The following is a 26,184-nucleotide window of genomic DNA, read 5'->3' on the forward strand; positions in this document are numbered from 1 at the left end:
GGTAGAGAACAAAAATCATGAGTGATGTTATTAAAGTGAAAGAACGGTCGGCTGTGGCGTCCTCTGAGGGGTCCGGTGCACGAATAATATCCTGGCTACACAATATCCATCCCGGCGTGGCAATGAAGCTCGGTATGATTCTGGTTATCTGCATTGCGACGTTGCTGATTGGTGCTTCGTTTATATTGTCGTCTTATCTGTCGAAAGAGCTGCAAGCCAATGCGCTGGAAATGATCAAGACCAATACGCGTATTTTCCATAACAGCATCTCTAATGAATTCCAGAGGGTGACCCGGGATGCGGAACATTACAGCAATGTTTATATTAACAATTATCAGAATGTTGCCAATAAACCACTGCACTCTATGGATGCCGCTGAATTAAAAGCGGTTCTAAGTAGCCCAACGACCAACTCGCATTTCACCGAATTAACCAGCGTATTTGCCAGTACTTTTGTACTGGAAGGTGAGCAGTTTGTGCGCGTCAGCAGTACGCTGTTAGCAAACTCTGGCAACACGGCGACGGCAACGGCATTGGGCCGTGATAATCCGGCATTGCCGCTTCTTCTGAAAAACAAGCCGTTTTCTGGTGTGGTCACGCTGTTTGGAAAACAGTTTATTAGCCACTACGAGCCGATTGCCGATAAGTATGGTCAGGTGGTGGGAGCCGTTGCGGTAGGATTCGATGTTAAACAGAGTCTGCAACCGATCATTCAGCGCTTGCTGAATGTGCGTATTGGGAAAGATGGCTACGCGTATGTATTGGATGCCGGATTTGAACCCGGGCGTATGCTGGTGCACCCGTCGCTCAGTAATCAGCAGGCGATCAATATCACCGATGCCAAGGGATACAAGCTGTTTGCCGATATCCTCGAGCATAAAAACGGTATTACCTATTACGATTGGGTGAGTGGCTATGGCACTGCACCCAAAACGAAAGTCGCCGTCTATGAATATGTTGACGGGATCAATTGGGTTATCGCGACAACCAGCAATGTTGATGATGTCGCCAGGAGCAGCAACCTGGTCCGTAATGGCCTGCTGCTGTTCACCGCTTTCCTGCTGCCCGTCATTTTACTGCTGATTGCGGTGGCCAGCCGCTTCCTGATTTCACGCCGTCTAAACCGCGTACTGGGTATTGCGCAGACCATTGCTGAAGGTGACTTAACGGTAGAGGTTCCAATCGACCATCATGATGAGATTGGCGAGCTACTTGGCGCGGTAGAGAAGATGCGCCAGCGTTTGCACTCACTGGTGGGGGATATGGTTTCTCACGCCAACTCGGTACATCAGGCGTCGATGCATATTACGGAAGCGGTCGATGGTCAGGCATCTACCAGCGTCGAGACCTCATCATCGGTTGCGGAAATCACCTCAACGATGGAGGAGTTGTCCGCCTCTTCCACACAGATCGCGGAGCACTCGCGGGCGGTTGTGGATATTGCCAACCAGACGCTCGAAGATTGCAATAAAGGCTCTGAGTCGATGTCGCAATTGCTGATGCGTATGACGGATATTGATACCGATAACCAGCAAAACATGCGTGAAATTATGATGCTGGGCAATAAGTCGACGGAAATCAGCCGCGTGATGGTGATCATTAACAGTGTTGCCGATCAAACCAAATTGATTGCCTTTAACGCAGCGCTGGAAGCGGCCAGTGCCGGAGAAGCCGGGAAACGCTTCTCGGTCGTGGCGGCGGAGATCCGTCGTCTGGCCGATTCCGTGACGGAATCAACGGTTGAGATCGAGAACAAGATCAGCGAGATCCAAAACGCCATCAATCGTCTGGTGCTGAATGCGGAAAAAGGTGGGGAGAGCATCAAAGCGGGTGCCAGGGCCTGTAAAGTGAGCGCCGAGCATCTGAACGACATTGTTGTCACCGCGGAGCAAACGTCCACGGCGGCGCTGCAAATCTCCCTGTCAACACAGCAGCAGAAAACGGCGAGTAATCAAGTTGTTATGGCGCTTCGTGAAATTGTTGTCGCCAGTAATTACACGTCGCAATCCATCAAAGACATTTTGATCGTGAGTCAGGATATGACGCAGCTGTCGAAAGCGCTGAAAGAGGCTTCGACGTCATTTACTTTGACGGATATGGATGCCTGACATGAATAGCGGCAACATTCGGGTGCTGATCCACGATCTGGGCAGCGTGTCGCGCAACGAGCTGGTCAGAAAACTGGAGGAGCACTCGCATATAAGGGTTGTGGGGCAAGCAGCCCACCGCAGGCAGGCGATTCGACTGTTACAACAGTTGATGCCTGACCTGTTGATCCTGACGCTGGATACGTCGACGGCAGATAACGTTGAGATCGTTGAAACCATTATGGCGACCAGCGCTATCCCAATTCTTGTTCTGCGCTATTTCCCTGAAAACCAGTGGGATGATGATTTCATTTCCCGCGGTGCGCTGGCGGTATTGCACCACAGCAGTGGCGCTCCGTTGTCGAGTGAAGTGCTGCATCGCAAAGTAGAATTGCTGGTTGGTGTAAAAGTGATTCGTCATATCAAGGGATTACGCTATCCCACAAAGCAACGCGTACCGGGAACTCACCCGGCAATGGATGCCGAAAAGACACCAGAGGACTGGCCTTTTGTGCTGGCGATAGCCTGTTCTACCGGCGGGCCACAGGCGCTGAGCAGGCTATTGCAGGCGTTGCCCGGTACGTTCCCGTGCCCGGTGTTGATTGCACAACACATTGCCGACGGTTTTGCCAAAAACATGGTGCACTGGCTGGACAGCGTGACTGAACTGAAGGTTCGACTGGCGCAGGAAGACGATCGTGTGGAAGCAGGGTATGTGTACATACTGCCGCCTGAACAGCATCTGATCGTCAAAACAAACCAACGGCTGGCCGCGATCCCGAGACAGGAAAGTGATGTGTATCACCCCAGCTGTAATCTGCTGCTGGAGTCGGTTGCTGAGGTTTTTCGTGAAAAAGCCGTTGGGCTGATTATGACGGGAATGGGCAGCGATGGCTGTCGTGGTATTGAACTGATTTTCCGGCGGGGAGGAAGGACGCTGGCGCAGGATGAAGAAAGTTCTGTTGTTTTCGGTATGAATAAGAACGCAATCGACAAACAGCTTATCCATCACACAATCCCGTTGGATGACCTTGCGAAGGTTCTGCTTTCGATGGCTTTTCACGGGCATGTTGAGAGTAAATTGCCATGATACCCAATCTCCCCGATTATGCGCGGTTGATCAAAGACCGGGTGGGTTTGCACTTTGATAATGCGATGGAAGCGTTGCTGGAATCTGCGCTGAGTCGGCGTATGGCCGAGCTGGGAATCAGCAATTACTATGAATACTATGAACGGCTGCGCATCTCTCAGGATGAGTTTGATAGCTTTGTTACGCTGATTACAATTAACGAAACGTATTTTTTTCGTGAAAGCGACACGCTGGATCTCATCTGCGACAAATGGGTGCCCCGCCTTCTGCAACAGCGTAGCGGCCCGGTGCGTATTCTGAGCGCGGGATGTTCATCCGGCGAAGAAGCCTACTCGCTGGCAATCAAGCTGCATGAAAAGTACCAGAACGGGATGGCGCAGCAGGTTGAAATCTACGGTTGTGATATTGACCCGGTGATTCTGGCAAAAGCCAGAAATGCCTGTTATTCCAGCTACTCGTTTCGTGGTGTCGATCCGCTGATTCAGCTGCGCTATTTTACCCGGACAGGTAATCTGTTCCGTCTGCATGATGAAATCCGCGAGAAAGTCTCATTTCATCGCACCAACATTATCAAAGAGCAGTTACTGCCTGAAGTTGACATTATTTTGCTGCGTAACGTGTCTATCTATTTCGATACGCCGACACGCCGCGAACTGCATGGCAACCTGCTTAAGATGCTGCAGCCGCAGGGAGCCTTGTTCTTTGGCAACGCGGAAACGCTGGCCAACAATTTCGATATTCTGAAGCTTGAGCAAGAAGAGGGCATTTTTTATTTCTGCCATCATCGAGAAGCCCCTAAAGTCGCTCCGGTGCCCCGCGTCGCGGTACGCGTTCCGCTTCCACGCGCCCCCGCGGTGTGTGAACCTCCCGCACCCACGGCGCAGCAATGTGATGACTGGTTGAAAAAGGCCCGTGCCTGCCTTGATGAGAAGTGTTTTTCCGAAGCTGAAGCGTGTATTGCCTGCGTATTACACAACGATCCGCGCAACCAGGATGCGCTGCTGATTCAGGGCGTGATTGCACTGGAGCAACGAGAGTTTTCCCAGACGGCCGGAAATGCGCAAAAGATCCTCGCGCAGGATGAATGGTCGGCAGAAGCAAAAATGCTGCTCGGTCTGGCGATGATGTGGCAACACCAAACGCAGCAGGCCATCGCCTGGTTTAAACAGGTGGTCTATCAGGAACCCGGCTACTGGCCTGCACACTATTATCTGGCTGAAATGTATCGGCAAAGCGAGCTTCGCCAGCCCGCTCAGCGTACGTACCGCGTGGTGATGCAATTACTTAACGACGAAATGAACAATCCTTCAACGGTTTGTCGTCTGCGTTTGCCCATGGTATTTCCTGGCAATACGTTTCGTTTTCTTTGTGAACATCAACTGGCGCAATTCGCCCATCAAAACGGGTAAAAAGAACGATTATGGCTATCGATCTGAAAAAATTCGTTCTGCGTTTTATTGATGAAGGGAGAGGTCATTTGCAGACGATCAGCGAGGGCGCGTTTTTGCTCTCCGCTGATGAACATACTGACGCATGGATTGGGGAAATGTTTCGGGCCGCGCATACGCTGAAAGGGGGCGCGAGGATGCTGAAACTGCAAAGCATTGCTGATGTCACGCACCACCTTGAGGACGTTCTTAGCGAACTGCGGGATAAGAAACTGACGCCTGACAGGGCGCTTGGCAATCTGATCCATGAGTCCGTGGAGTATCTTTCCGGTCAACTCACCCAGCTTTTTGTCAGTGACGGAGATAATCAACTCCCCCCGGCAGATGCGAGTTTATGTGAACGCCTTGCCAGCGCCAGCCGCGGGGAGGCTGTTACATTGGTTGTCGAGGCGGCGGGACCTGCGGAAAAACCGCTTTCTTCGACAGCGACTCCGGCACCCGTGCCGACGATCGCTGTGGATTCAGGTATAAAACAGGCTGATTCAGTACGGGTAAAGCTGAATAAACTTGACGACCTGATCGACATTCTCGGGGAAGTGCTTGCAGGTCATGACCGCCTGGAACAGCAGATACAAAACCTGAGCCAACTGGTGCCCCGGCTGTTAGGGCTTAGCGCAGAACAGTTGCGCCAGCAGATCCATGATTTCAGCGCTCAACTGAAAGCGAGCGTTCAGGTTCAGCATTTGCAGATGTATGAACTGTACGACGTGGCGGCGCGGATCCGTATGCTGCCGCTGTCCACCCTATTTGAGCCGATTTCACTGCAGGTCAGCGAACTGGCCTCCACGCTGAACAAACAGGTCGTTTGCCGCTTTGTAGGGGGCGAAGTGGAAATCGACCGACAGCTTATTGACCGGTTATCGGAGCCGCTGACGCACTTGCTGCGTAACGCGGTCGATCACGGTATTGGTGAAATTGATGAGCGGCTGGCGCTGGGAAAATCGACGCGCGGCACCATCACCATCAGTACGCAACAGGATGGAAGCGGAATACTACTGCGCGTCGAAGATGACGGGCGCGGCCTGAACTATGAGGCGATCAGCGCAAAAGCGGTCAGCAAAGGTTTGGTTCCGGCATCAATGGCCGGACAGCTCTCTGAACAAGAGTGTAATGAGCTGATTTTCCATCCCGGTTTTTCCACCAGCAAAATTGTCTCAGAGCTTTCCGGGCGTGGCGTAGGCCTTGATGTGGTGCGCAAAACGGTGGTCACCGACCTGCAGGGGGATTTGCAGGTACATAGCCGGCAGGGGGTCGGGACGTGCTTTAGCCTGCGTCTGCCCGTTTCGCTGGCAATGATGCGTATCCTGCAATTTGAAGAACAGGGCCACCTGTTCGGACTGGCCGCTCAGTATGTGGTTGAGGTGGTGGAATGCACCCCCGAAGGGATTAACGACATTGCCGGGCGACCCGCCATCATTTTGCATAACGAGTTTATTCCGGTGATTTGTGCCGGTGCTCTGCTAGGTATTCACGATCGTCAAAGCAGTGCCCCACCGGCAGGGCAACGATTAATCGTGGTGCAGAACCAGTACAGCAAAATGGCACTACGCGTTGATAAGCTGCTCGATGAACGCAAGATGATGATCAAGCCGTTGCCGAAGCATATGCAGCAGCAATCGCTGGTGTCCGGGATGGTACAGACCCCTGATAACCAACTGGTCAGTATTCTGCAGGTCCCGGCGCTGATGGCGATGGCGCAACAATCACGGCAAACCAGCACTCCTGTGCAGCCAGTCAGTGTCGCGCAAGATGCCTGGCACGTGCTGGTGGTCGATGACTCACTCAATACCCGCGAGATTGAAAAGAACGTGCTGGAAGCGCATGGCTATCAGGTCACGCTGGCAGAAGATGGGTTATCGGGTCTACAAAAAGCGAAATTGACCCAGTTTGATGCTGTGCTGACGGATGTCGAAATGCCGTTTATGGATGGTTTCACCTTCACCAAATCGCTGCGTGGAGAGAAAAACTATCAGCACACGCCAATTATCATCGTGACCTCCCGCGCGAAGGAAGAAGACCGGCGACGTGGCATTCAGGTGGGGGCGGATGCTTATATTGCCAAAGGCGACTTCGAGCAGGACAGCCTGATTAAAACATTAAAAATGCTTTTGTGCTGATAGCGCAAAATCGAGAGAGAAGATGCGAATTTTATTAGTTGATGATGATCTTTTTGCAGCTGAACTGGCATCCGTTTTTTTAGAAATGGATGGCTACGATGTGGTGATCGTGGAAAGTGCCATCTCCGCCTTAGCGTGCCTGGACTCGGATAACAATATCGACCTGGTGATCAGCGATCTGCATATGCCGGAGATTAGCGGTTTAGATTTACTGGCGCTATTACGCGCACAGGAGTGGTCTAAGCCCTTCATTTTGCTGAGCGCAAATGAGGTCACGGGCAGCGACGTTCCGTATGACCGTTGGGTGAAAAAAGATGAGAACCTGGCGGAAAATCTGGGGGCTGCAGTGAATGCGCTACTGCAACCATCTGCGGTTACTGAATAAGTCTACACGTACGATGAAACAAGAAAATAAGCACTTAGCGATGGCTGCCGCGCAGGAAAAAATAGCGCGTCTGCGACAGGGATTTTTACGCCGCATCCCCGACATGTTGGCCCAGTCGGAAAGATTACTCGTTCAACTGGTTGCAGAGCCCAGCGAGTCTTGCCGTAAACAACTGCACATACTGCTGCACAGCATTCACGGGTCTGCCGGTTCTTTTGGTTTTACGCCTCTGGCGAACGCAGCCGCAGAAGGGGAGAGTTTGCTCGCGGAGCTGGAAGTGGATCAAAGTAAGATTCATTACGATGAAATGCGGCGCATTATTCGGTGGCTGTATACCCTGACCCAGGAGCAGTTGAATCTTGAACACCGTATCAGCGATACGGACTTCAAATTACCGATCTCTTCCCCGCGCGCAGAAGAGGGATACGCTCGTCGGGCCGATAAGCCAATCTACCTGTGCGATGATGACATTGACCAGGTTGAGTTGCTCGCCACGCAACTACGCTGTTTCGGTTTTACCTGCCATGTGTTTGCTAACACGCAGGATTTTACCCAGGCGGTGCTTTCTCAGCCGCCTTCGGTGGTGATTATGGATGTCAGCTTTCCGGATAACGCCTACGGTGGCCCGCTGACAATGTCGGACCTCAAGCAGAAAGTCGGCACCGCTTTCCCGGTACTGTTTCTCTCCTGCCACAGCGATTTTAAAGCGCGGATCAACGCCATTAAATCCGGGTGTGATGGCTACTACGTCAAACCAGCCTCGATTACGGATTTAGTACAGGAACTGCATCGCTTAACCCAGCCGTCGCTGAAAAAACCCTATCAGGTGCTGCTGATCGATGACGAGCCGGCGGTGGCGCAATACAACGCGGAAATGCTGCGTATCGCCGGAATGGAAGTGCATGTACTGGAAAAACCACAGTATTTACTGCATGTGCTGAATGCCCACCCCATCGATCTGGTGCTGATGGATTACCACATGCCGGAATTTAGCGGGGCGGAGCTGACTAAGCTTATCCGCCAAATCCCGCAGCATATTGGCCTGCCTATCGCCTATCTCTCCAGCGAGACGAACAAGAGTGAGCAGCTTGGTGCGATGAGCATCGGCGCTGAGGATTTTATTCTTAAGCAGGCGAATCCAGAAGAGCTTATCCGTGCCGTCTCGATCCGAGCGGAAAGAATGCGAACCCTGCGCGCCCGCATGTCGCAGGACAGCCTGAGTGGGTTATACAACCACTCGACAACCACACATTTTCTCAAAAGTGCGATTGCCGAGTCGAACTACAGCGGTCACCCGTTTTGTCTGGTAATGGTCGATCTGGATCGCTTTAAAAGCATCAACGATACCTACGGCCATGCGGTTGGCGACCAGGTCATTGTCGGCATTTCACAGCTGTTTTCCCATCGCTTACGCAGTACCGACATCGTGGGGCGCTACGGCGGGGAGGAGTTTGTCATCATTATGCCTAACACTACGAGTGAGAAGGCTGCACGGGTGGTTGAGCGCTTGCGTAAGGATTACGAGCAGGTCGCATTTTCCGTTAATGATGCCAGTTTTCACAGTACCTTCAGCGCGGGTATCGCACAGTGGCAGTTTGGCGACAGGCTTGAAACGCTACGTGAACGTGCCGATCAGGCGCTATATGCCGCGAAGCAGAATGGCCGTAATACCTTCCGCATTGCCGAGTAAAAGGAGAAGAGATGAGCCAACAGCTGGAACAAATTCTCGCGCTGAATCATGGTGAAAAACCGGAGTGTGAAAGCGTTGATGAGCCGCAGCGTACGCTGGTGCTATTTCAACTGGCGGGTAATAACTTTGCATTCTACGGGGCACAGATAAAAGAGATCCTTGCGGAACGGCCTATTTCCTGGGTTCCCTGCTGTGCACCGATGCTCGAAGGTGTCATCAACTATCGTGGGCGAGTGGAGTCGGTGATGAGACTGGACAGCCTGATCGACAAACCTGCGGCTAACGCGGCAGGTAAACGCACGATTCTGATTGGCTGTTCAGAGAAAATGCAAAGCGGTATTCTGATCGACAAGCTTATTGATGTGCTGGATGTTGTCGAAAGCCAGATTCACTTGCCGGGGGATTCACTGCCTCCGGCGCTACAAACCATTGCGGTTGGGGTCGTGAACGTGGCGGAAACCTGGTTTACGCTGCTCGATCTGAATCTGGTTTTTGATCGCTATCAGGAGACCAGCGGGTATGACGCCTCCCATTAATCTGGCTGCGGTACGCATTCGCCTGGGAACGCAGGATTTTTATATTCCGGCCAGTCAGGTCGGGCGCTGTTTGCTGGTGACGCAAGCTGCGCCGGAGATCCCGCGTTTTAGCCGATGGCTTGGTATTGCTGATGAACCGCAGCAGGGCTGGCATTTGCATCTGTTTGTTCCAGCCAGCGGCGTAGAAACCGGCTGGTACTTATGGGGGCAACTGGAAAATGTCATGTTATCCAGCGACACCATTTTTGCCGTACCGCCGCTGTTGGCTCATGGCTGCCGTCTGCCGGCGCTACGCGCGCTGGTGGGGAGTGAGGCTTTTAGCCCGCTTTTAAGCTGGTGTTGATACTCATGCCGAGTGGCGCGGCGTTTTACAGCTGCATGATTTATTATATCTGTAAATCCTGTTTTTTATTATTTTTAATCCTGCTCACCTTCTCGTTGTGTTATTTACGCTTCATTACATAAGTAGTGATTTATTTAAAAGTCAACATGCTGACTTTATTTCATTGGCAAACTCTGATGCGTCACATTTTTAAATTATTCTGAGTAAATGACGCTGTCAGGATGATTTAAATCACTTTATTTATTCTTTGTTTATTCAAAATGGCCTGGCGATTCTCCACATTAACAAGGAAATGGATATGAGTTTACCTTCCCAGGATAATAAGGTAGGGCCGGGCGCTTATTTTGCTCTGGCATTCGCCGCAGTATTTTTCTCTGGATTACTTGGCGGAAAAGAGTGGTACGGCGTATTTGATTTCACCACCCTGAATGGTGCATTTGGCAAAGTGGTCAGTAAAGCGAGCCTGGAAGGCGATACGCTGACCACGGCGAGCAGCGCGTTTCGTGGCACCGGCGGTCACGGTGCGATGGACGGCTTCCTTTTCGCGTTGGGACTGATTCCTGCCGTTATGTTTGCTCTGGGCATGATCAATGTGCTGGAGCATTACGGCGCTCTGCGTGCGGCGCGTCGTCTGTTAACCCCTTTGTTGCGTCCGCTGATGGGGATCCCCGGGAATACCGGACTGGCGCTGATTGGCAGCTTGCAGAGTACAGACGTTGGAGCGTCGTTAACGCGTAACCTCGCTGATGAAGGCGAAATCACACAGAATGAGAAAGACATTTTTGCTATGTTCCAGTTTTCCGCTGGGGCCATGATCACCAACTTCTTCTCCTCTGGTGCAATCCTGTTCACGCTGATGGCCGTAGACGGCACCCCAGCCGTGCCTGCGTCTATTGGCGCATGCGTTGCTGTGATGTTCATTATGAAAATTGTTGGCGCCAACATGATGCGCCTGGTCCTGACGTTCACCAGTAAAAAAGCCGAATCAACTGTTGCGGGAGAAGCATCATGAGCGCACCAACTTCTAATCCTGTTATTACCGATGTGTTTGTCGAAGGTGCCCGCAAAGGTTGGAATATTGCGACAACCAGCACGCTGCCGAACGTTGTAATGGCCTTTATCATCATCAAAGCGCTGGAGATCACCGGTGCGTTGAAAGGGCTTGGCATGGTATTCGCACCGCTGATGGGGCTCTTTGGTCTGCCCGGCGAAGCTGCTGCGGTGTTGATTGGCGGATGGATGTCGATGGGCGGAGGAATCGGTGTCGCTATTGGTCTGTTTGATAAAGGTATTCTGACCGGTGAGCATCTGGCGATTCTGGCTCCGGCGATTTATCTGATGGGCTCGCAGGTACAGTATCTGGGCCGCATTCTCGGGGTGATTGGCACTAATGCTAAACGTATTCCCCTGATGATTATTATCTCCGTTCTGAACGCTTTTTTAGCGATGCTGCTGATGCGCATTATTCTCTGATAAGGAAATACCATGGATTTGGAAAAGTACATTGATGAACTGCAAACGCTGGTCAACATTGACTGCGGAACGCAAACGGTCGCAGGTGTTGCCCATGTTGCTGCGGTGATGCGCGAGCTCTGGCAGCAGGAAGGCTGGCAAACAGAGATGGTTGATTTAGGCTGTGCGGTTGGGCCAGCGCTACTGGCGACCAATAAACCTCATGCGACAGAATATGATGTGCTGCTGGTCGGCCATCTGGATACCGTTTTCCCGGCGGGAACCGTGGCTGAACGGCCGATGAGCCGTGATGAAAATCGCCTGTACGGACCAGGCGTCTCCGATATGAAAAGTGGTTTGCTGAACATCGTCTGGGCCATGCGTACCTTGCCCGCGGAGCATCAGGCACGCTTATCTATCGCCGTCGCCATGAACCCGGATGAAGAGACCGGTAGCGTTCACTCCAGCGAATGGATTGGTGGACTGGCGAAACGTGCGCGTTGCGTGCTGGTGTGTGAGGCTGCCCGGGCAGACGGTTCGCTGGTGAAAGCGCGCAAAGGCGTGGGCGGCTATCAACTGACCTTTGAGGGGGGAGCGGCGCATGCCGGTAATGAACCGGAAAAAGGGCGCTCTGCCATAACCGCTTTTGCTCATAGCGTCCTGGCGATTAACGCGTTGGCTGACATAGCGCGTGGCACCACGCTGAACGTGGGCGTGGTGCAGGGCGGAAGTGCGGCGAACGTAGTGGCGGCGAAGCTGCATGCGGAACTGGATGTGCGTTTCTGGGAAAACGAAGAATATGATCGTGTGCATCAGGCGCTTCAGTCTCTTTGTCAGCAAGGTTTCCTTGAGGGTGTGACGACTACGCTTACCCGCGTAAGTCATAAACCTGCGATGGCGGCGAGCGAAGACACGCAACACCTGATGACTCTGGTTGAACGCGCCGGGCAGGAAGAGGGAATTGCGGTAACCTGGCAGGCTGTTGGTGGTGGCAGCGATGCGAACCTCACGGCGGCGTTAGGCATACCGACACTGGACGGACTGGGACCCATCGGTGCAGGTTTTCATAGTGCAGATGAGTGGCTGGATATTGCCTCCATCGAACCGCGAATTCGTTTATTAAAACGTATCATCACGATGTTGTAATCTACGGCTAATATAGCCTCCTGCAGGAGGCTATATTAATGCCATGGTTATTTATCAACGTCAGAAATATTAGCTAGCATACTATTAAATGTTATTTATGCATCATGCGACTGAAGCTGGCTTTCTGAATGACGATCGCGCAGCGTTGAATAAATAAAGGTGATGACAAACAGCAAGGAAAATAAAACGACAATCGTCGGCGCGGGGGCACTGTCGATGAAAAATGACAGGTATACACCCAGAAATGACGTTGCAACCGATATGGCGGTAGCCAGTAATAATGCCTGGGCGAACCTGCGTGTCATTAAAATCGCAATCGCACCGGGGGCAATTAACAAGGAGATCGACAAAATAATACCTACCGACTTTAGCGTCGCGACGATAGTCAGGGCGATCATACACAGCAGACCATAATGCAGCAGTGTGGTGTTAAGACCGCTGGCCTTTGCCTGGTGCGGATCGAATGCATGCAGTAGCAGATCTTTCCATTTGAGCCCGATGATAAGCGCTATCCCCAAAGCGATAACCGCAGTCTGCGCAATATCGCCCAGCGAAACGCCCAGCATGTCACCGAACAAAATATGGTCCAGATGAATTTCAGACTGGATTGACACATACAGCACCAGCCCGGCGCCAAACATACCGGAAAAGACGATCCCCATCAGGGTATCGCGCTTGATACGGCTGTTATCGTCAAGATACCCGGTTGCTACTGCGCAGAACAATCCGGCGACAAAAGCGCCAATCGCCAGCGGAATACCTGCAATCCAGGCCAGTACAATCCCCGGAAAGACCGCATGGCTCATGGCATCACCCATTAGCGCCCAACCTTTCAACACCAAAAAGACCGACAGCAGTGCGCAGGGTACGGCGACGATAACTGAGATGGTCAGCGCATTGACCATAAAGCTGAACTGAAAGGGTTCCAGTAATGTGGTTAAGAACATGAGGACTCCTTGTTCACCCGTCGGGCGCGGCGGCGATTTGCCAGCAGACCATGTTTGGGCGCAAACACGAACGCCAGCAGGAATAACAGCGTTTGCAGAACCACAATAATTCCTCCGGTTGCGCCGTCCAGCCAGTAGCTTAGCCAGGCACCAAAAAAGCTGGTCAGGCTACCGATAGCGACTGCGATAGTAAGCAGGCGTGGAAAACGATCCGTCAGCAACCAGGCGGTCGCGCCAGGCGTGACCACCAGGCAAATGACCAGAAATGCGCCGACGGTTTGCAGTGCGGCAACGGTGGAAACGGAGAGCAGCGTAAAAAATAGCAGCTTCAGCCGACCAGGATTCAGACCGATCGAGCGGGCATGGTTTTCATCGAAAAAGACCACCATCAGGTCTTTCCATTTCAGCAGCAGGATGGTCAGTGAGATAACACCGATGATCGCCAGTTGCAAAATGTCTTCCGGCGCAATCGCCAGCACGTTACCGAGAATAATGGTCTGGATGTTCACCGACATCGGATTGAGCGACACCATAAACAGCCCGATACCGAAGAAAGAGGAAAATATCAGCCCGATGATGGCATCTTCTTTCAGACGTGATCGCTGATTGAGAAACAGCATACTGCCCGCAGCCAGTCCCCCGGAAAGAAATGCCCCCAGCGCGAAGGGAAGCCCTAACATATAGGCCCCGGCAACACCGGGCACGATGGAATGCGATAGTGCATCGCCAATAAGCGACCAGCCTTTGAGCATCAGGTAGCACGAGAGGAACGCGCACAAGCCGCCGACCATCGCCGAAACCCACATGGCGTTGAGCATGTACTGGTAACCAAAGGGTTCTGTCAGCCAGTTCATGACTATTCCCCCTCGCGTGCCGCGCGACGCGAAATAAACGGGCGCTCATTATCGGTAATCACATGCTGCTCACCCCCGCTCAATGCGACATGACGCAGAACGCCGCTAAATGCCTGTTCAAGGTTCTCGGTGGTAAAGGTGGTATCAGTTGGGCCGCTTGCCAGCACGGTGCCTTTAATCATTACCGTGTAATCACAAAACTCGGTGACCGAGCCCAGGTTATGGGTGGAGACCAGCATGGTTCGGCCCTCATCGCGCAATTCGCGCAGCAGACCGATGATACGGGCCTCGGTTTTTACATCTACGCCGGTGAAGGGTTCATCCAGCAAAATGACCTGCCCATCTTGTGCAATGGCCCTTGCCAGGAAAACGCGTTTTTTCTGCCCACCGGAAAGTTCACCAATCTGGCGATGGCGGTATTCCAGCATATCGACCCGCGCCAGAGCAGCATCCACGCAGGCGTGATCGTGCGCCTTTGGCCGGCGCAGCCAGCCCATATGGCCAAAACGTCCCATCATGACCACATCTTCGACCAGCACCGGAAATGACCAGTCCACCTCTTCAGACTGGGGCACATACGCAATCAGATTCTGTTTTAGCGCCTTGCTGACCGGCTGTTGCAGGATAGAGATTTCCCCCTGTGCCAGCCGGACAAACCCCATCAACGCCTTAAACAGTGTTGATTTCCCGGAACCATTTACACCAACCAGCGCGGCAATCGAGCCGCCCGGAACCTGAAACGTGGCATCCCGCAGTGCGGTGTGGCCGTTGCGATACGTCACCGTAACCTGATTCACGGTAATCGCAGATTGACTCATGGTTGACCCCCAAGGCCGTTGTTGATGCCGTTAACAATGGTTTGTGTGGTGACGCGCAGTAGATCCAAATAGGTCGGGACCGGGCCGTCGGCAGCGCTGAGTGAATCGACGTACAGCACGCCGCCATAATGTGCGCCAGACTCTCGGGCTACCTGACGCGCGGGTTTGTCGGACACGGTACTTTCGCTAAATACCGTGGGGATCTGATGCGCTCGTAGGGTATCGATCACCTTGCGTACCTGTTTCGGCGTACTTTGTTGATCGGCGTTGATCGGCCATAAGTACAGTTCTTTCAGATCGTTATCGCGTGCCAGATAAGAGAACGCCCCTTCGCTAGTGACCAGCCAGCGTTTATCGGCAGGAATTTTGGCAAGTTCAGCTTGTAGCGGCGCGAGCGTTTGTTTAATTTCCGCTTTATAACGCTCGGCATTCTTCTGGTAGGTCGCCGCGTTTTCCGGGTTATATTTCATTAATGCATCGCGAATGTTATCCACGTAAATCAGTGCGTTGTCTGCTGACATCCAGGCATGTGGATTGGGTTTTCCATTGTATGGCCCTTCGCTGATGCCCATCGGTTGTACGCCGTTTGAGACCATCACTTCCGGTACGCCGGACAGATGTTGGTAGAAGCGGGCGAACCAGAGTTCCAGATTGAGACCATTTGAGAGAATTAACTGCGCACCCTGCGCCCGCTTAATGTCGCCTGGTGTGGGCTGGTATTCGTGAATTTCTGCTCCGGGCTTGGTAATTGAACTGACGTCTGCCGCATCGCCTGCCACATTGCTAGCCATATCAGCAATGATCGTAAACGTCGTGATGACCTTAAACTTTTCTTTCGCCCAGGCTGGTGACAGCGTAAGTGCCGTCAACAGGCTGGCAAGGAGAACTGATTTCAGACGAGGCAGATGCGGCATAGTATCCCTCACAATAAAGTGGTTAATTAATCATCGAATATAGCCTTTGCTATGTTATATAGCACATGGCATAAGTAAATGAAAATAATTCTTATTTGCGTAGGGTGCTAAGGATGTATCACCTTCAGGTAATAGTGCTGCGTATTTTTAAGGTGTATTATTTATGCAACTTAATTGTGGAGGTCTCATGTCCGGCAAACGTATTGCTCGTGAAAAAATGACGATCCAAAAAATGATCTCGCTGTACGAAAGCCAGTGTCCGGAAGCTTCAGATGAGCAGGGGCATTACGATGCGTTGTTTGCTTATGCGCAAAAGCGCCTGGATAAGTGCGTGTTTGGCGAGGAAAAACCGGCCTGCAAACAGTGCCCGGTACACTGCTATCAGCCAGCCAAACGGGAAGAGATGAGGCAAATTATGCGTTGGGCCGGGCCGAGAATGCTCTGGCGTCACCCGATTCTGACCATTCGCCATCTGATTGATGACAAGCGTCCAGTCCCGGAATTACCTGAGAAATATCAGCGCAAGAAGTAATCTGGTTATTTTGTGCCGGATGGCGGCGATGCCTTATCCGGCCTACAAGAGCAAGTGCACCGTCGCGTAGGCCCGATGAGCGTAGCGCCATCGGGCAATTTAACTATCCGGTACCGGATGGCGGTTACGCTTTGGTGGCAATAAGAATGGCCGAGGCTTTGATCAGCGCGATGACCCGGCTTCCCTGGCTCAGTTTCATCTCTTGCTGACTTTCGTTCGTCACGACCGCGACAATGTCAAAACCGGCATCAGTTTTGATGTGTACGGTGGCGTTAACGGCGCCTTCAGTTACCTGTGAAACGCTACCGGCAAATTGGTTACGGGCAGAGAATTTCAGGCCACAGTCTTCAGTTGCCAGTGTAACCCACGGCGCTTTGATCAGCGCAATGGCTTCTTTTCCTTTCGCCAGACCCAGCGCCTGCTGGCTGCTATGGGTCACAATCGCGACCAGTTTTGCGCCGCCAGCCAGCGTCAGTTCAACTTCATCATTCACTGCGCCAGTGGCAACTGCACTGACTGTACCGGTTAATTGATTACGTGCTGATACCGCCATACTGCCTCCTTTCGTTGAGTTATCACCCAGTATAGCCACAATGGCTAAACCAGCGCATCCTTATCAATACCTAATCGCTTCATCCGCGACAACAACGTGGTTCGTTTTAGCCCCAGCCGCTGCGCAGCACCTTTAGGACCGGCGACAACGCCATTGGTCTCTTTCAGTACCCGCATAATCAACTGGTATTCATCTTCGCCATCCTGTGCGACTTCGGTTGCAACCGGAGGGGGGGGCGGTACCTGCGTGGTGATATCCGGTAGGGATAATTGCAGTACGTTGCCTCGGGTCAGCAGAACGGCGCGTTCCACCACGTTTTCCAGTTCGCGGACGTTACCCGGCCACTCCATGCTGCTCAGGGTACGAAGCGCTTCGGCAGGAATACTGTCGATATTGCGCCCCATCCGGCGAGCGATTTTAAAGGTAAAGGCTTTCACCAGCAGTGGGATGTCTTCTGGACGCTCGCGCAGCGGAGGTAAATGGATCGGGAAAACGTTCAGCCGGTAATACAGATCGTTACGGAATTCCCGATCGGCAACCATCTTTTTTAGATCGCGGTTGGTGGCGGCGATCAACCGAACGTCGGTTTGGATCAGTTTGTTGCTGCCCAGGCGTTCAAATTCCTGCTCCTGAAGTACACGCAGTAACTTCGGCTGGAGTTCCAGCGGCATGTCACCGACTTCGTCGAGGAACAGGGAGCTTTTATCCGCCAGTTCGAAACGCCCAATTCGCTGTGTGCTGGCCCCGGTAAAGGCACCGCGCTCGTGACCAAACAGGTCGCTTTCCAGTAATCCGGCAGGCATTGCTGCGCAGTTCATCTTCACCATCCGACGGGCATTACGTCCACTCAGATTATGAATTGCTCTGGCGATCAGCTCTTTACCCGTACCTGTCTCACCCAGAATCAATACGGTACTGTCGCTTTGCGCCACCATTTCGACCTGTTTGAGTACGCTGTACATGGCTTCGCTGCGACCGATAATTTCACCGAACTCACTGTCCACATTGTTCAGTTGCTCGGTCAGCGCCAGGTTTTCATCGACCAGACGTTCTTTCAGGCGGTGTATCTCCTGATAGGCAAGCGCGTTATCTACCGCAATGGCTACGCGTTCGGCAATCTGGCGCAACAGTTTCAGGTTGGCGGTGGTGAAAACTTTTTCTTCACACTGCGCCAGTTTGAGCACGCCAAGCATCGTATTGCCGGACATCAGCGGCAGCAGGCACAGCGTTTGTAACTGGTTACCCCAGGTTTCGAACAGCATGCGTTCATACGGCGCAAGGGTATCGCGTTCGCTCAGGTTAATCAGCAGCATCTCTTTGCTGCGGAACACCCGCTCGGAAAGCGTGCCAGCTTCATCCACTTCACTTTGTTCGTGAGCTGGATGATTCTCATCCAGATAGTGGGTGGAGTAGATACTCAACTTATTTTTGCGATCGCTGCGTAATACGATGCTGATGGCATCAATATCGAAATAGTGGTGGATCTCTTTGGCGACTTCGCTGACCAGTTCGTCAATATCCAGTCGGGAGAGTACTGCATTGGTGATAGCGACGAGGATACGAAAGTTGTCACGTTCGCGACACAGCAAATCGTAATCCACGTTGTTGCTGACCCTGCTCTGAATTTGTTCCGCAACGACGCCGACTATTTGGGTGAAGGTCTGTAGCCGGTTGTACTCTTTTTCACTCCACGGGCGATCCTCGTTGCGGATAAATTCGCAGCCGCCAAAGATGCGTCCGTCCGCCGCCAGCGGCAGCAAACAGTAGTGACCAAATTCAGAATACAATCCGCCAGAGGCCAACTGTGGCCAGGTTTCTGAAAATTCATGATAGTTACAGTGCAGCGCATCGGGGCGAGACAGAATACGACGTACCGGACCGTGTGCCAGTACCGTTTCGTCTTCATAGTCGATGGGTTTACCATTTTCACGCGTCGCAAAATAACGCGCACGCTGCGTCTGTGCCTGCCATAACACAATAGCCGCGCAGTCAGCCAGCGCTGAACGCTTGACCAGCTGCGAAAGCGCCTCACTAAGAGACTGAAGATCGGGCTGCTGTAATAATGTACGAGTAATATCGAACAGGCCTTGCTGTCCGAGGTCACTCATCGGTGTATACGACATATTGCTTTTCCAGGGAAAACACCGCAGAACGGTGCGAAAACGGTAAATGAATTATAGGTATAAGTCGTAAATTATTGCCGGATGGGTCGGGTATTCAAACCATAGGCCTGATAAGCAAAGCGCCATCAGGCAGTAATACAGTGTTAATGCCGGATAACGACCCAAACGTGGTTTATCCGGCCAGGAACAGATTGCCAACCGGCTGCTAGCATATACGAGGTAATGGTTCGGCGTGTGGTAAATCGAGGGTCCGTTTCACGCCGTAAAGTCCGGCAAGACGTACACCTTTACGTTCAACCACTTCACCAATTAGCGCGGCATCGCGTCCTAAAGGATGGGCGTGGAGTGCGGCGAGTACGGCTTCAGCAGCCTGACGTTCAACGGCAATCACCAGCTTGCCTTCGTTGGCAAAGTTGAGTGCGTCCAGACCCAGCAGTTCGCAAACGCCACGCACGGCAGGTTTCACCGGCAGTGCCGCTTCAGACAGCTCAATGCCAAATCCGCAAGAGGCCGCAAATTCATGTGTTACCGCATTTACGCCGCCGCGGGTGGCATCACGCAGCGCTTTCACGCCAGGAATATCGCGTAGCGTCTGGATAAGCGGCGTTAACACCGCACAGTCGCTGACCAGTTCGCCATCAAGCCCCAACTGTTCGCGCAGGTTGAGGATAGTCGCACCGTGATCGCCAAGTGTACCACTCACCAGCAGCACATCACCCACGCTCAGGGTTTGCGCACCCCAGTGAATATTGGCGGGAATTGCGCCCATACCGGCGGTGTTGATGAACAGTTTGTCCGCAGCGCCGCGCTGCACAACTTTGGTATCGCCGGTTACGATAGCAATACCCGCTTCACGGGCGGTTGCTGCCATGCTGTTCACGACGGTTTTCAGCGTGTCCATTGGCAGACCCTCTTCGAGGATAAAACCGCAGGAGAGGTAGCGCGGTATCGCGCCGCTGACCGCGACATCGTTAGCCGTACCGCAGATTGCCAGCTTGCCAATGTTGCCGCCGGGGAAGAACAGTGGGTCGATAACGTAGCTGTCCGTTGAAAACGCCAGACGATCGCCTTCTGCGACCAGTTGTGCCAGTTCCAGGCGCGCCTGATCCTCCTGTTCAGCCAGCCACGGGTTAGCAAAAGCTTCCATAAACAGACTGTTGATCAACTGCTGCATAGCCTGACCGCCGCTACCGTGGGCGAGTTGTACGCTGTTCATGCTTCACACTCCTGCTGACGATACTGATACCAGGCGGCACATGCGCCTTCAGAGGAGACCATCAGGGCACCAAATGCGGTCTCCGGGTTACAGGTTTTACCAAATAATGGGCACTGATGCGGTTTGCATCGGCCAGTCAGCACCTCCCCGCAACGTGCGCGCGGATCGTCATAGACCTGCTGCGGCGCTGGCTGGAAATGTGCTTCGGCGTCAAAGCGCTGATAGTCAGGCGTCAGGTGAACGCCGGATGATTCAATCACGCCCAGCCCCCGCCATTCGCTGTCACCGTTAACACTGAACACGTCGGCGATAGCCTGCTGGGCTAACGCGTTACCGGCATCCGGTACCACGCGGCGGTACTGGTTTTCAACCTGGCTTTGGGCCGCTATTTTCTGCTCGATCAGCATCACGACGCCTTGCAGCAGATCAAGCGGCTCGAAGCCGGCGACCACCAGCGGGCGATGGAAATCTGAGGCAATGAAATTATAGGCGTCAGTGCCAATCACCATACTGACGTGACCTGGCGCCAAAAAGGCGTCGATACCGTTGTCCGGCTGTTCCAGCAGGCTGCGCAGCGTTGGGATCAAGGTGATGTGCTGGCAGAAAAAGTAAAAGTTCTGCACATCGCGCTGTTTGGCCTGCTGCAGAGTGATGGCGGTTGTCGGCATGGTGGTTTCAAAACCCAGGCCAAAGAACACCACTTTGCGCGTTGGGTTTTCTTCGGCCAGCTTCAGCGCATCCATCGGGGAATAGACGATACGGACATCCGCGCCGCGTGCTTTGGCCTGTAGCAGTGAGCCCTGTTTTCCCGGGACGCGCATCGCATCACCAAAGGTGCAGAAAATCACTTCCGGGTGGCTGGCGATTTCGACACAACTGTCAATTCTGCCCATCGGCAGAACGCACACCGGGCAGCCTGGACCGTGAATAAACTCCACGTTTGCGGGCAGAAGCTGATCGAGGCCGAATTTAAAGATAGCGTGGGTATGACCACCGCAAACTTCCATAATGCGCAGTGGGCGTTCAGCGGTGTAGGAGAGGTGAGCGGCACGCTCGCACAGATGCTCTATCAACTGCATCACCTGTTCTGGTGCGCGATATTCGTCAACAAAACGCATTTATTTTTCCTCGCCATACAGCAACGCGCCGACATCCGGCTCAACGTCAAACATGTTTTGTAGCGCGTCGAGCGTATCGCGCGCTTCAGCTTCATTAATGATGCTCATGGCGAAACCGACGTGAACCAGTACCCACTGGCCCAGACGCGGCTCACCCTTTTCATCACAGCTCCCGACCAGCGTCAGATCGACGTCGCGCTGAATACCGCAAACATCGACCTTAGCCTGGTTGCCATCAATGGTGCGGATTTGACCCGGAACACCTATGCACATCGCTGATTCTCCAGCCATGACAGCCATTGATCCATCCCTTCGCCGCTGGTGGCGGAAATCAGGATGATTTCAATGTCCGGGTTCACTTCCCGGGCGCTGGCGATGCACTTTTCAACATCAAAATTGAGGTAAGGCAGCAGATCCACTTTGTTGAGCAGCATCAGTGATGCAGCAGCAAACATGTGCGGGTACTTCAGCGGCTTATCTTCGCCTTCGGTAACAGAGAGCACGGCGACTTTATGACGCTCGCCGAGGTCAAAGCTGGCTGGGCAGACCAGGTTACCAACGTTCTCAATGAACAGAATGCCATTGTCATCAAGCGGCAGACGTGGCGCGGCATCGGCAATCATTTGCGCATCGAGGTGACAACCTTTACCGGTGTTGACCTGGATTGCGGGGGTGCCGGTGGCGCGAATACGGGCGGCATCGTTAACCGTCTGCTGGTCGCCTTCAATGACGGCACATGGCACACTGTCTTTCAGCTTCATCAGCGTTTCGGTCAGCAGCGTCGTTTTACCGGAGCCAGGGCTTGAGACAAGGTTCAGTACCAGATGCTGACGGGCAGCAAAGCGGGCGCGGTTGCGCTCGGCCAGACGATTGTTTTTGTCCAGCACGTCTATTTCGACTTCCAGCATGCGGCGCTGGCTCATACCTGGCGCGTGAGTGCCTGCTTCACCGTGACCATAGTGCAGATCGCCTTCAGCGGTCTGGCTCGGTGCGAAACTGGAGGTTTTCACACCGGTAATATTCAGTGCCGGGCGAGCCGCCGGGGCAAATGGCGCGCTGCGGAACGCCGAGTGGGGGTTATGTTCATCACCCTCTATATATAGGTTGCCTTCAGCGCAACCACATGTCGTACACATCGCTCACTCCTGATCTTTATCTTGCGGTATATCTGTTGCCGGATGGCAGTTTTGCCTTATCCGGCCTACCAGAGGTGTCACCGGAATTAGTCTTCGGCGTCGCCTATTTCAATTCTTCGAATCTGTAAGCCGTCGTCGGCCACAATTCTCAGCATATCGCTATTGCATTGCGGACATCGACGCACGCGCTGCGTCAGCAACGTGACGTATTGCTGACAAGATTCGCACCAACATTCGGCTTCTTGTTCTTCGAGGTGGAGTTTACAACCTTCTGCAAGGGTGCCACGGCATACCAGATCAAAACAAAAGGCGAGAGCGCTGGTTTCTACGCAAGAAAATGCGCCAATTTTGAGCCAGACCCCAGTTACCCGCTTTGCGCCGTGTTGGGTGGCCTGTTGTTCAATCAATTCCAGTGCCCGTTGGCAGAGGGTTATTTCGTGCATACCGCCTCCTATGAAGTTGCCGTATTAAAAGCAATAAACATGCCAGGTTGAATTTTCACGTTCGTGACAATGTCGACGATGACGAAATGACATGTCGTCATCGCGTCATAAATCAATAACCATTTGAAAATAAACAAAATTAATTTTGGCATGAAATGTGCTTAAGGCTGTTCATCTCTGCTAAACGGGTAACCTGACATGACTATTTGGGAAATAAGCGAAAAAGCCGATTACATCGCTGAACGGCATCGTCGCCTACAGGACCAGTGGCGTATCTACTGCAACTCGCTGGTTCAGGGGATCACCCTGTCAAAAGCGCGTTTGCATCATGCGATGAGCTGCGCGCCGGACAAGGATTTGTGCTTTGTCCTTTTTGAACACTTCACTATCTACGTCACGCTGGCGGACGGCTTTAACAGCCACACCATCGAGTACTACGTAGAAACGAAAGACGGTGATGATAAGCAACTGATTGCACAGGCAGAGTTGACCCTCGACGGTAAAGTCGATGAGCGCATCAGCAACCGCGATCGCGAGCAGGTGCTGGAGCACTATCTCGAAAAAATCGCCAGCGTCTACGACAGCCTGTACACCGCGGTTGAAAATAATATGCCGGTGAATTTAAGCCAGCTGGTTGAAGGACATAACCCGGCTTAAGCCTCGGGTGTTGCCCACTTGAGTCATGATGCGGTTTGTTCTGCATCACGACGGTTTAGGGAATGGGCATGTCGAAAAATGTCGAAATGACATTTTACAGACATGTTTTCGTCAAAAATGACTATCACCTGAGGAATGCCTGGTGAATCGTTTTGTAATTGCTGACTCCACTCTTTGCATTGGCTGCCACACCTGTGAGGCCGCCTGCTCAGAGACACATCGCCAGCATGGCCTGCAGTCAATGCCGCGCCTGAAAGTGATGTTAAATGAAAAAGAATCTGCACCGCAGCTTTGCCACCAGTGTGAAGATGCGCCTTGTGCCACAGTTTGCCCGGTTAATGCCATTAACCGTGTCGATGGCGCCGTACAGCTGAATGAAAGTCTGTGCGTCAGCTGCAAATTGTGCGGGATCGCCTGTCCGTTCGGTGCGATTGAGTTTTCCGGCAGCCGTCCGCTGCACATCCCGGCGAACGCCAATACGCCAAAAGCGCCCCCGGCTCCGCCGGCTCCTGCGCGTGTGAGCACGCTGCTAGACTGGGTACCGGGCGTTCGTGCCATCGCGGTGAAATGCGATCTGTGTAGTTTTGACGAGCAAGGTCCGGCCTGCATACGCATGTGCCCGACCAAAGCCCTGCACCTGGTGAGTAACATCGATATCGCACGCGCCAGTAAACGTAAGCGTGAGCTGACTTTCAATACCGATTTCGGCGATCTCACCTTGTTTCAGCAGGCTCAGAGTGGAGATGCAAAATGAGCGCAATTTCACTGATTAACAGCGGCGTAGCCTGGTTTACAGCGGCTGCGGTTCTGGCATTTCTGTTTTCATTTCATAAATCGCTGAGCGGCTGGATTGCTGGGGTTGGCGGTGCGGTAGGCAGCCTGTGTACCGCAGCCGCCGGTTTTACCGTTCTGACCAATGCGCTGGCGGTGAGCGGCGTGATGCCGTTTATTGGCCACAGTCTGCAAATTACTCCGCTGAATGCTATCTGGCTGATTACGCTGGGTCTGTGCGGCCTGTTTGTCAGCCTGTACAACATTGACTGGCATCGTCATCCGCAGGTGAAGGCTAACGGCCTGCTGGTGAATCTGCTGATGGCCGCGGCCGTGTGCGCAGTGGTTGCCAGCAACCTCGGTACGCTGGTGGTGATGGCAGAAATCATGGCGCTGTGCGCGGTGTTCCTGACTGGCTGCAGCAAAGAAGGCAAGCTGTGGTTTGCGCTGGGGCGTATCGGTACGCTGATGTTGGCGCTCGCGTGTTATCTGGTGTGGCAACGCTACGGCACCCTGGAACTGCGCCTGCTTGACCTGCGTACCCAGGAGCTGCCGCTTGGCTCCGACATCTGGCTGCTGGGTGTGGCTGGCTTTGGCTTGTTGGCAGGGATTATCCCGCTGCATGGTTGGGTGCCTCAGGCGCACGCTAACGCCAGCGCACCGGCTGCGGCATTGTTCTCTACCGTGGTCATGAAAGTCGGTTTGCTGGGTATTCTCTCCCTGTCGCTGCTGGGCGGTAACGCGCCGCTGTGGTGGGGCGTTACGCTGCTGGTGTTAGGCATGATCACCGCGTTTGTCGGTGGTTTGTATGCGCTGATGGAACATAACATCCAGCGTCTGCTGGCGTACCACACGCTGGAAAACATCGGCATTATTCTGCTGGGGCTGGGTGCTGGCGTGACCGGGATTTCCCTCAATCAACCAGCGCTGATTGCGCTGGGTTTGACTGGCGGTCTGTATCATCTGGTTAACCACAGTTTGTTCAAAAGCGTCTTGTTCCTGGGCGCAGGCAGCATCTGGTTCCGTACCGGTCATCGTGATATCGAAAAACTGGGCGGGATCGGTAAACGCATGCCGGTGATTTCTCTGGCGATGCTGGTTGGGCTGATGGCGATGGCTGCACTGCCGCCGCTGAACGGCTTTGCCGGTGAGTGGGTTATCTATCAATCCTTCTTTAAGCTCGGAAACAGTGGCGCCTTTGTCGGCAGTTTGTTAGGACCGTTGCTGGCGGTCGGACTGGCGATTACCGGCGCACTGGCGGTGATGTGTATGGCGAAAGTTTATGGCGTTACGTTCCTTGGCGCACCGCGCACGAAGGAAGCTGAAAATGCCTGTTGTGCACCCATCCTGATGGGCGTGAGCGTGGTTGCGCTGGCTATCTGCTGTGTGATTGGCGGTGTTGCTGCACCGTGGCTGCTGCCGCTTCTCTCCTCGGCTGTTCCACTGCCGCTGGAAACGGCGAATACCACCGTCTCGCAGCCAATGATCACGCTACTGCTGATTGCGTGTCCGCTGCTGCCGTTCATCATCATGGCTATTTTCAAAGGCAACCGTCTGCCGTCGCGTTCACGTGGTGCGGCATGGGTGTGTGGCTACGATCACGAGCAGTCAATGGTGATCACCGCGCACGGCTTTGCTATGCCGGTGAAAGAAGCTTTTGCGCCGGTGCTTAAACTGCGTAAATGGCTGAATCCGGTCTCACTGGTTCCGGGCTGGCAGAATGCAGCTGCACCCGCGCTGTTCCGCCGTCTGGCTCTGATTGAGTTGGCGGTGCTGGTGGTGATTGTGGTTTCACGAGGAGCCTGAGA

General features: G+C 53.3%; 26 protein-coding genes. 15 read left to right on the plus strand and 11 right to left on the minus strand.

The features are described from left to right. Positions 1–17 precede the first annotated feature (17 nt). From NNO03_RS13790 to NNO03_RS13840, 11 genes are all read left to right on the plus strand, one after another. Positions 18–2,108 carry a Cache 3/Cache 2 fusion domain-containing protein gene (locus tag NNO03_RS13790; protein ID WP_271449778.1) on the plus strand — a complete coding sequence of 697 codons (2,091 nt, stop codon included), beginning with the start codon at positions 18–20 and terminating at the stop codon, positions 2,106–2,108. Between the two features lies 1 nt (position 2,109). Continuing rightward, complete coding sequence (locus tag NNO03_RS13795; RefSeq protein WP_271449779.1) at positions 2,110–3,177, plus strand: chemotaxis protein CheB; 1,068 nt, start codon at positions 2,110–2,112, stop codon at positions 3,175–3,177. After that, positions 3,174–4,586: a CheR family methyltransferase gene (locus NNO03_RS13800; RefSeq protein WP_271449780.1), complete on the plus strand. Its 1,413-nt coding sequence runs from the start codon at positions 3,174–3,176 to the stop codon at positions 4,584–4,586. The genes NNO03_RS13795 and NNO03_RS13800 overlap by 4 nt, the downstream gene beginning before the upstream one ends. Before the next feature lie 11 nt (positions 4,587–4,597). Next, positions 4,598–6,742 carry a response regulator gene (locus NNO03_RS13805; protein WP_271449781.1) on the plus strand — a complete coding sequence of 715 codons (2,145 nt, stop codon included), beginning with the start codon at positions 4,598–4,600 and terminating at the stop codon, positions 6,740–6,742. A gap of 22 nt (positions 6,743–6,764) precedes the next feature. After that, positions 6,765–7,127 carry a response regulator gene (locus NNO03_RS13810; RefSeq protein ID WP_271442637.1) on the plus strand — a complete coding sequence of 121 codons (363 nt, stop codon included), beginning with the start codon at positions 6,765–6,767 and terminating at the stop codon, positions 7,125–7,127. Next, positions 7,093–8,817, plus strand: coding sequence for a diguanylate cyclase (locus NNO03_RS13815; protein ID WP_271449782.1), 1,725 nt, complete (start codon positions 7,093–7,095; stop codon positions 8,815–8,817). Before NNO03_RS13810 ends, NNO03_RS13815 begins: the two co-directional genes overlap by 35 nt. An 11-nt stretch (positions 8,818–8,828) precedes the next feature. After that, positions 8,829–9,353 (plus strand): chemotaxis protein CheW, encoded by a 525-nt coding sequence (locus NNO03_RS13820; protein WP_271442635.1) that lies wholly within the window; start codon positions 8,829–8,831, stop codon positions 9,351–9,353. Continuing rightward, positions 9,337–9,696, plus strand: a complete 360-nt coding sequence (locus NNO03_RS13825) for a hypothetical protein (RefSeq protein ID WP_271442634.1) — start codon at positions 9,337–9,339, stop codon at positions 9,694–9,696. Before NNO03_RS13820 ends, NNO03_RS13825 begins: the two co-directional genes overlap by 17 nt. Positions 9,697–9,988: 292 nt before the next feature. Continuing rightward, positions 9,989–10,708 (plus strand): nucleoside recognition domain-containing protein, encoded by a 720-nt coding sequence (locus NNO03_RS13830; RefSeq protein ID WP_271449783.1) that lies wholly within the window; start codon positions 9,989–9,991, stop codon positions 10,706–10,708. Further along, complete coding sequence (locus tag NNO03_RS13835; protein ID WP_271442632.1) at positions 10,705–11,169, plus strand: YjiG family protein; 465 nt, start codon at positions 10,705–10,707, stop codon at positions 11,167–11,169. The genes NNO03_RS13830 and NNO03_RS13835 overlap by 4 nt, the downstream gene beginning before the upstream one ends. A 12-nt stretch (positions 11,170–11,181) precedes the next feature. After that, positions 11,182–12,294, plus strand: a complete 1,113-nt coding sequence (locus tag NNO03_RS13840) for a M20 family metallopeptidase (RefSeq protein ID WP_271449784.1) — start codon at positions 11,182–11,184, stop codon at positions 12,292–12,294. 95 nt (positions 12,295–12,389) lie between these two features. On the opposite strand, the gene sitD is transcribed toward NNO03_RS13840, so the two are convergent. The 4 genes from sitD to NNO03_RS13860 are packed head-to-tail and all read right to left on the minus strand — an operon-like array spanning position 12,390 to position 15,827. Beyond that, the gene (sitD, locus tag NNO03_RS13845) at positions 12,390–13,241 is read right to left on the minus strand and encodes an iron/manganese ABC transporter permease subunit SitD (RefSeq protein WP_271449785.1); all 852 of its coding nucleotides are present in this window, start codon (positions 13,239–13,241) and stop codon (positions 12,390–12,392) included. After that, a complete protein-coding gene (gene sitC, locus NNO03_RS13850) occupies positions 13,232–14,095 on the minus strand; it encodes an iron/manganese ABC transporter permease subunit SitC (RefSeq protein WP_202037915.1) in 864 nt (287 codons plus the stop codon). The genes sitD and sitC overlap by 10 nt, the downstream gene beginning before the upstream one ends. Before the next feature lie 2 nt (positions 14,096–14,097). Continuing rightward, on the minus strand, positions 14,098–14,913 hold the full coding sequence (gene sitB / locus NNO03_RS13855) for an iron/manganese ABC transporter ATP-binding protein SitB (RefSeq protein ID WP_271449786.1): 816 nt from the start codon (positions 14,911–14,913) through the stop codon (positions 14,098–14,100). Then, on the minus strand, positions 14,910–15,827 hold the full coding sequence (locus NNO03_RS13860) for a metal ABC transporter substrate-binding protein (RefSeq protein WP_271449787.1): 918 nt from the start codon (positions 15,825–15,827) through the stop codon (positions 14,910–14,912). The genes sitB and NNO03_RS13860 overlap by 4 nt, the downstream gene beginning before the upstream one ends. A 187-nt stretch (positions 15,828–16,014) precedes the next feature. On the opposite strand from NNO03_RS13860, the gene NNO03_RS13865 reads away from it, so the two are divergent. After that, positions 16,015–16,359: a nitrous oxide-stimulated promoter family protein gene (locus tag NNO03_RS13865; RefSeq protein WP_271441804.1), complete on the plus strand. Its 345-nt coding sequence runs from the start codon at positions 16,015–16,017 to the stop codon at positions 16,357–16,359. Between the two features lie 124 nt (positions 16,360–16,483). On the opposite strand, the gene NNO03_RS13870 is transcribed toward NNO03_RS13865, so the two are convergent. From NNO03_RS13870 to hypA, 7 genes are all read right to left on the minus strand, one after another. Beyond that, positions 16,484–16,912, minus strand: a complete 429-nt coding sequence (locus NNO03_RS13870; protein ID WP_003037421.1) for a molybdopterin-binding protein — start codon at positions 16,910–16,912, stop codon at positions 16,484–16,486. Positions 16,913–16,956: 44 nt separating this feature from the next. Next, on the minus strand, positions 16,957–19,035 hold the full coding sequence (gene flhA / locus NNO03_RS13875; protein WP_271449788.1) for a formate hydrogenlyase transcriptional activator FlhA: 2,079 nt from the start codon (positions 19,033–19,035) through the stop codon (positions 16,957–16,959). A 205-nt stretch (positions 19,036–19,240) separates the two neighbouring features. Next, on the minus strand, positions 19,241–20,251 hold the full coding sequence (gene hypE / locus NNO03_RS13880; RefSeq protein WP_061068461.1) for a hydrogenase maturation carbamoyl dehydratase HypE: 1,011 nt from the start codon (positions 20,249–20,251) through the stop codon (positions 19,241–19,243). Continuing rightward, positions 20,248–21,369, minus strand: a complete 1,122-nt coding sequence (hypD, locus tag NNO03_RS13885; protein ID WP_137382771.1) for a hydrogenase formation protein HypD — start codon at positions 21,367–21,369, stop codon at positions 20,248–20,250. Before hypD ends, hypE begins: the two co-directional genes overlap by 4 nt. Beyond that, complete coding sequence (gene hypC / locus NNO03_RS13890; RefSeq protein ID WP_061068460.1) at positions 21,370–21,642, minus strand: hydrogenase 3 maturation protein HypC; 273 nt, start codon at positions 21,640–21,642, stop codon at positions 21,370–21,372. Continuing rightward, the gene (gene hypB / locus NNO03_RS13895) at positions 21,633–22,505 is read right to left on the minus strand and encodes a hydrogenase nickel incorporation protein HypB (RefSeq protein ID WP_124020831.1); all 873 of its coding nucleotides are present in this window, start codon (positions 22,503–22,505) and stop codon (positions 21,633–21,635) included. The genes hypC and hypB overlap by 10 nt, the downstream gene beginning before the upstream one ends. Before the next feature lie 86 nt (positions 22,506–22,591). After that, the gene (gene hypA / locus NNO03_RS13900) at positions 22,592–22,948 is read right to left on the minus strand and encodes a hydrogenase maturation nickel metallochaperone HypA (RefSeq protein WP_101741655.1); all 357 of its coding nucleotides are present in this window, start codon (positions 22,946–22,948) and stop codon (positions 22,592–22,594) included. A 198-nt stretch (positions 22,949–23,146) separates the two neighbouring features. On the opposite strand from hypA, the gene hycA reads away from it, so the two are divergent. The 3 genes from hycA to hycC all read left to right on the plus strand — a co-directional run bounded on the left by hycA (position 23,147) and on the right by hycC (position 26,182). After that, positions 23,147–23,605: a formate hydrogenlyase regulator HycA gene (gene hycA / locus NNO03_RS13905; protein WP_048213032.1), complete on the plus strand. Its 459-nt coding sequence runs from the start codon at positions 23,147–23,149 to the stop codon at positions 23,603–23,605. 142 nt (positions 23,606–23,747) lie between these two features. Continuing rightward, entirely contained in the window at positions 23,748–24,359 is a 612-nt protein-coding gene (gene hycB, locus NNO03_RS13910; RefSeq protein WP_271449789.1) for a formate hydrogenlyase subunit HycB, read from the plus strand. Then, the gene (gene hycC / locus NNO03_RS13915; protein ID WP_271449790.1) at positions 24,356–26,182 is read left to right on the plus strand and encodes a formate hydrogenlyase subunit 3; all 1,827 of its coding nucleotides are present in this window, start codon (positions 24,356–24,358) and stop codon (positions 26,180–26,182) included. The genes hycB and hycC overlap by 4 nt, the downstream gene beginning before the upstream one ends. Positions 26,183–26,184 lie beyond the last annotated feature (2 nt).

The sequence above is a fragment of the Citrobacter sp. Igbk 16 genome (genome assembly GCF_028069755.1).
Lineage (GTDB): Bacteria > Pseudomonadota > Gammaproteobacteria > Enterobacterales > Enterobacteriaceae > Citrobacter.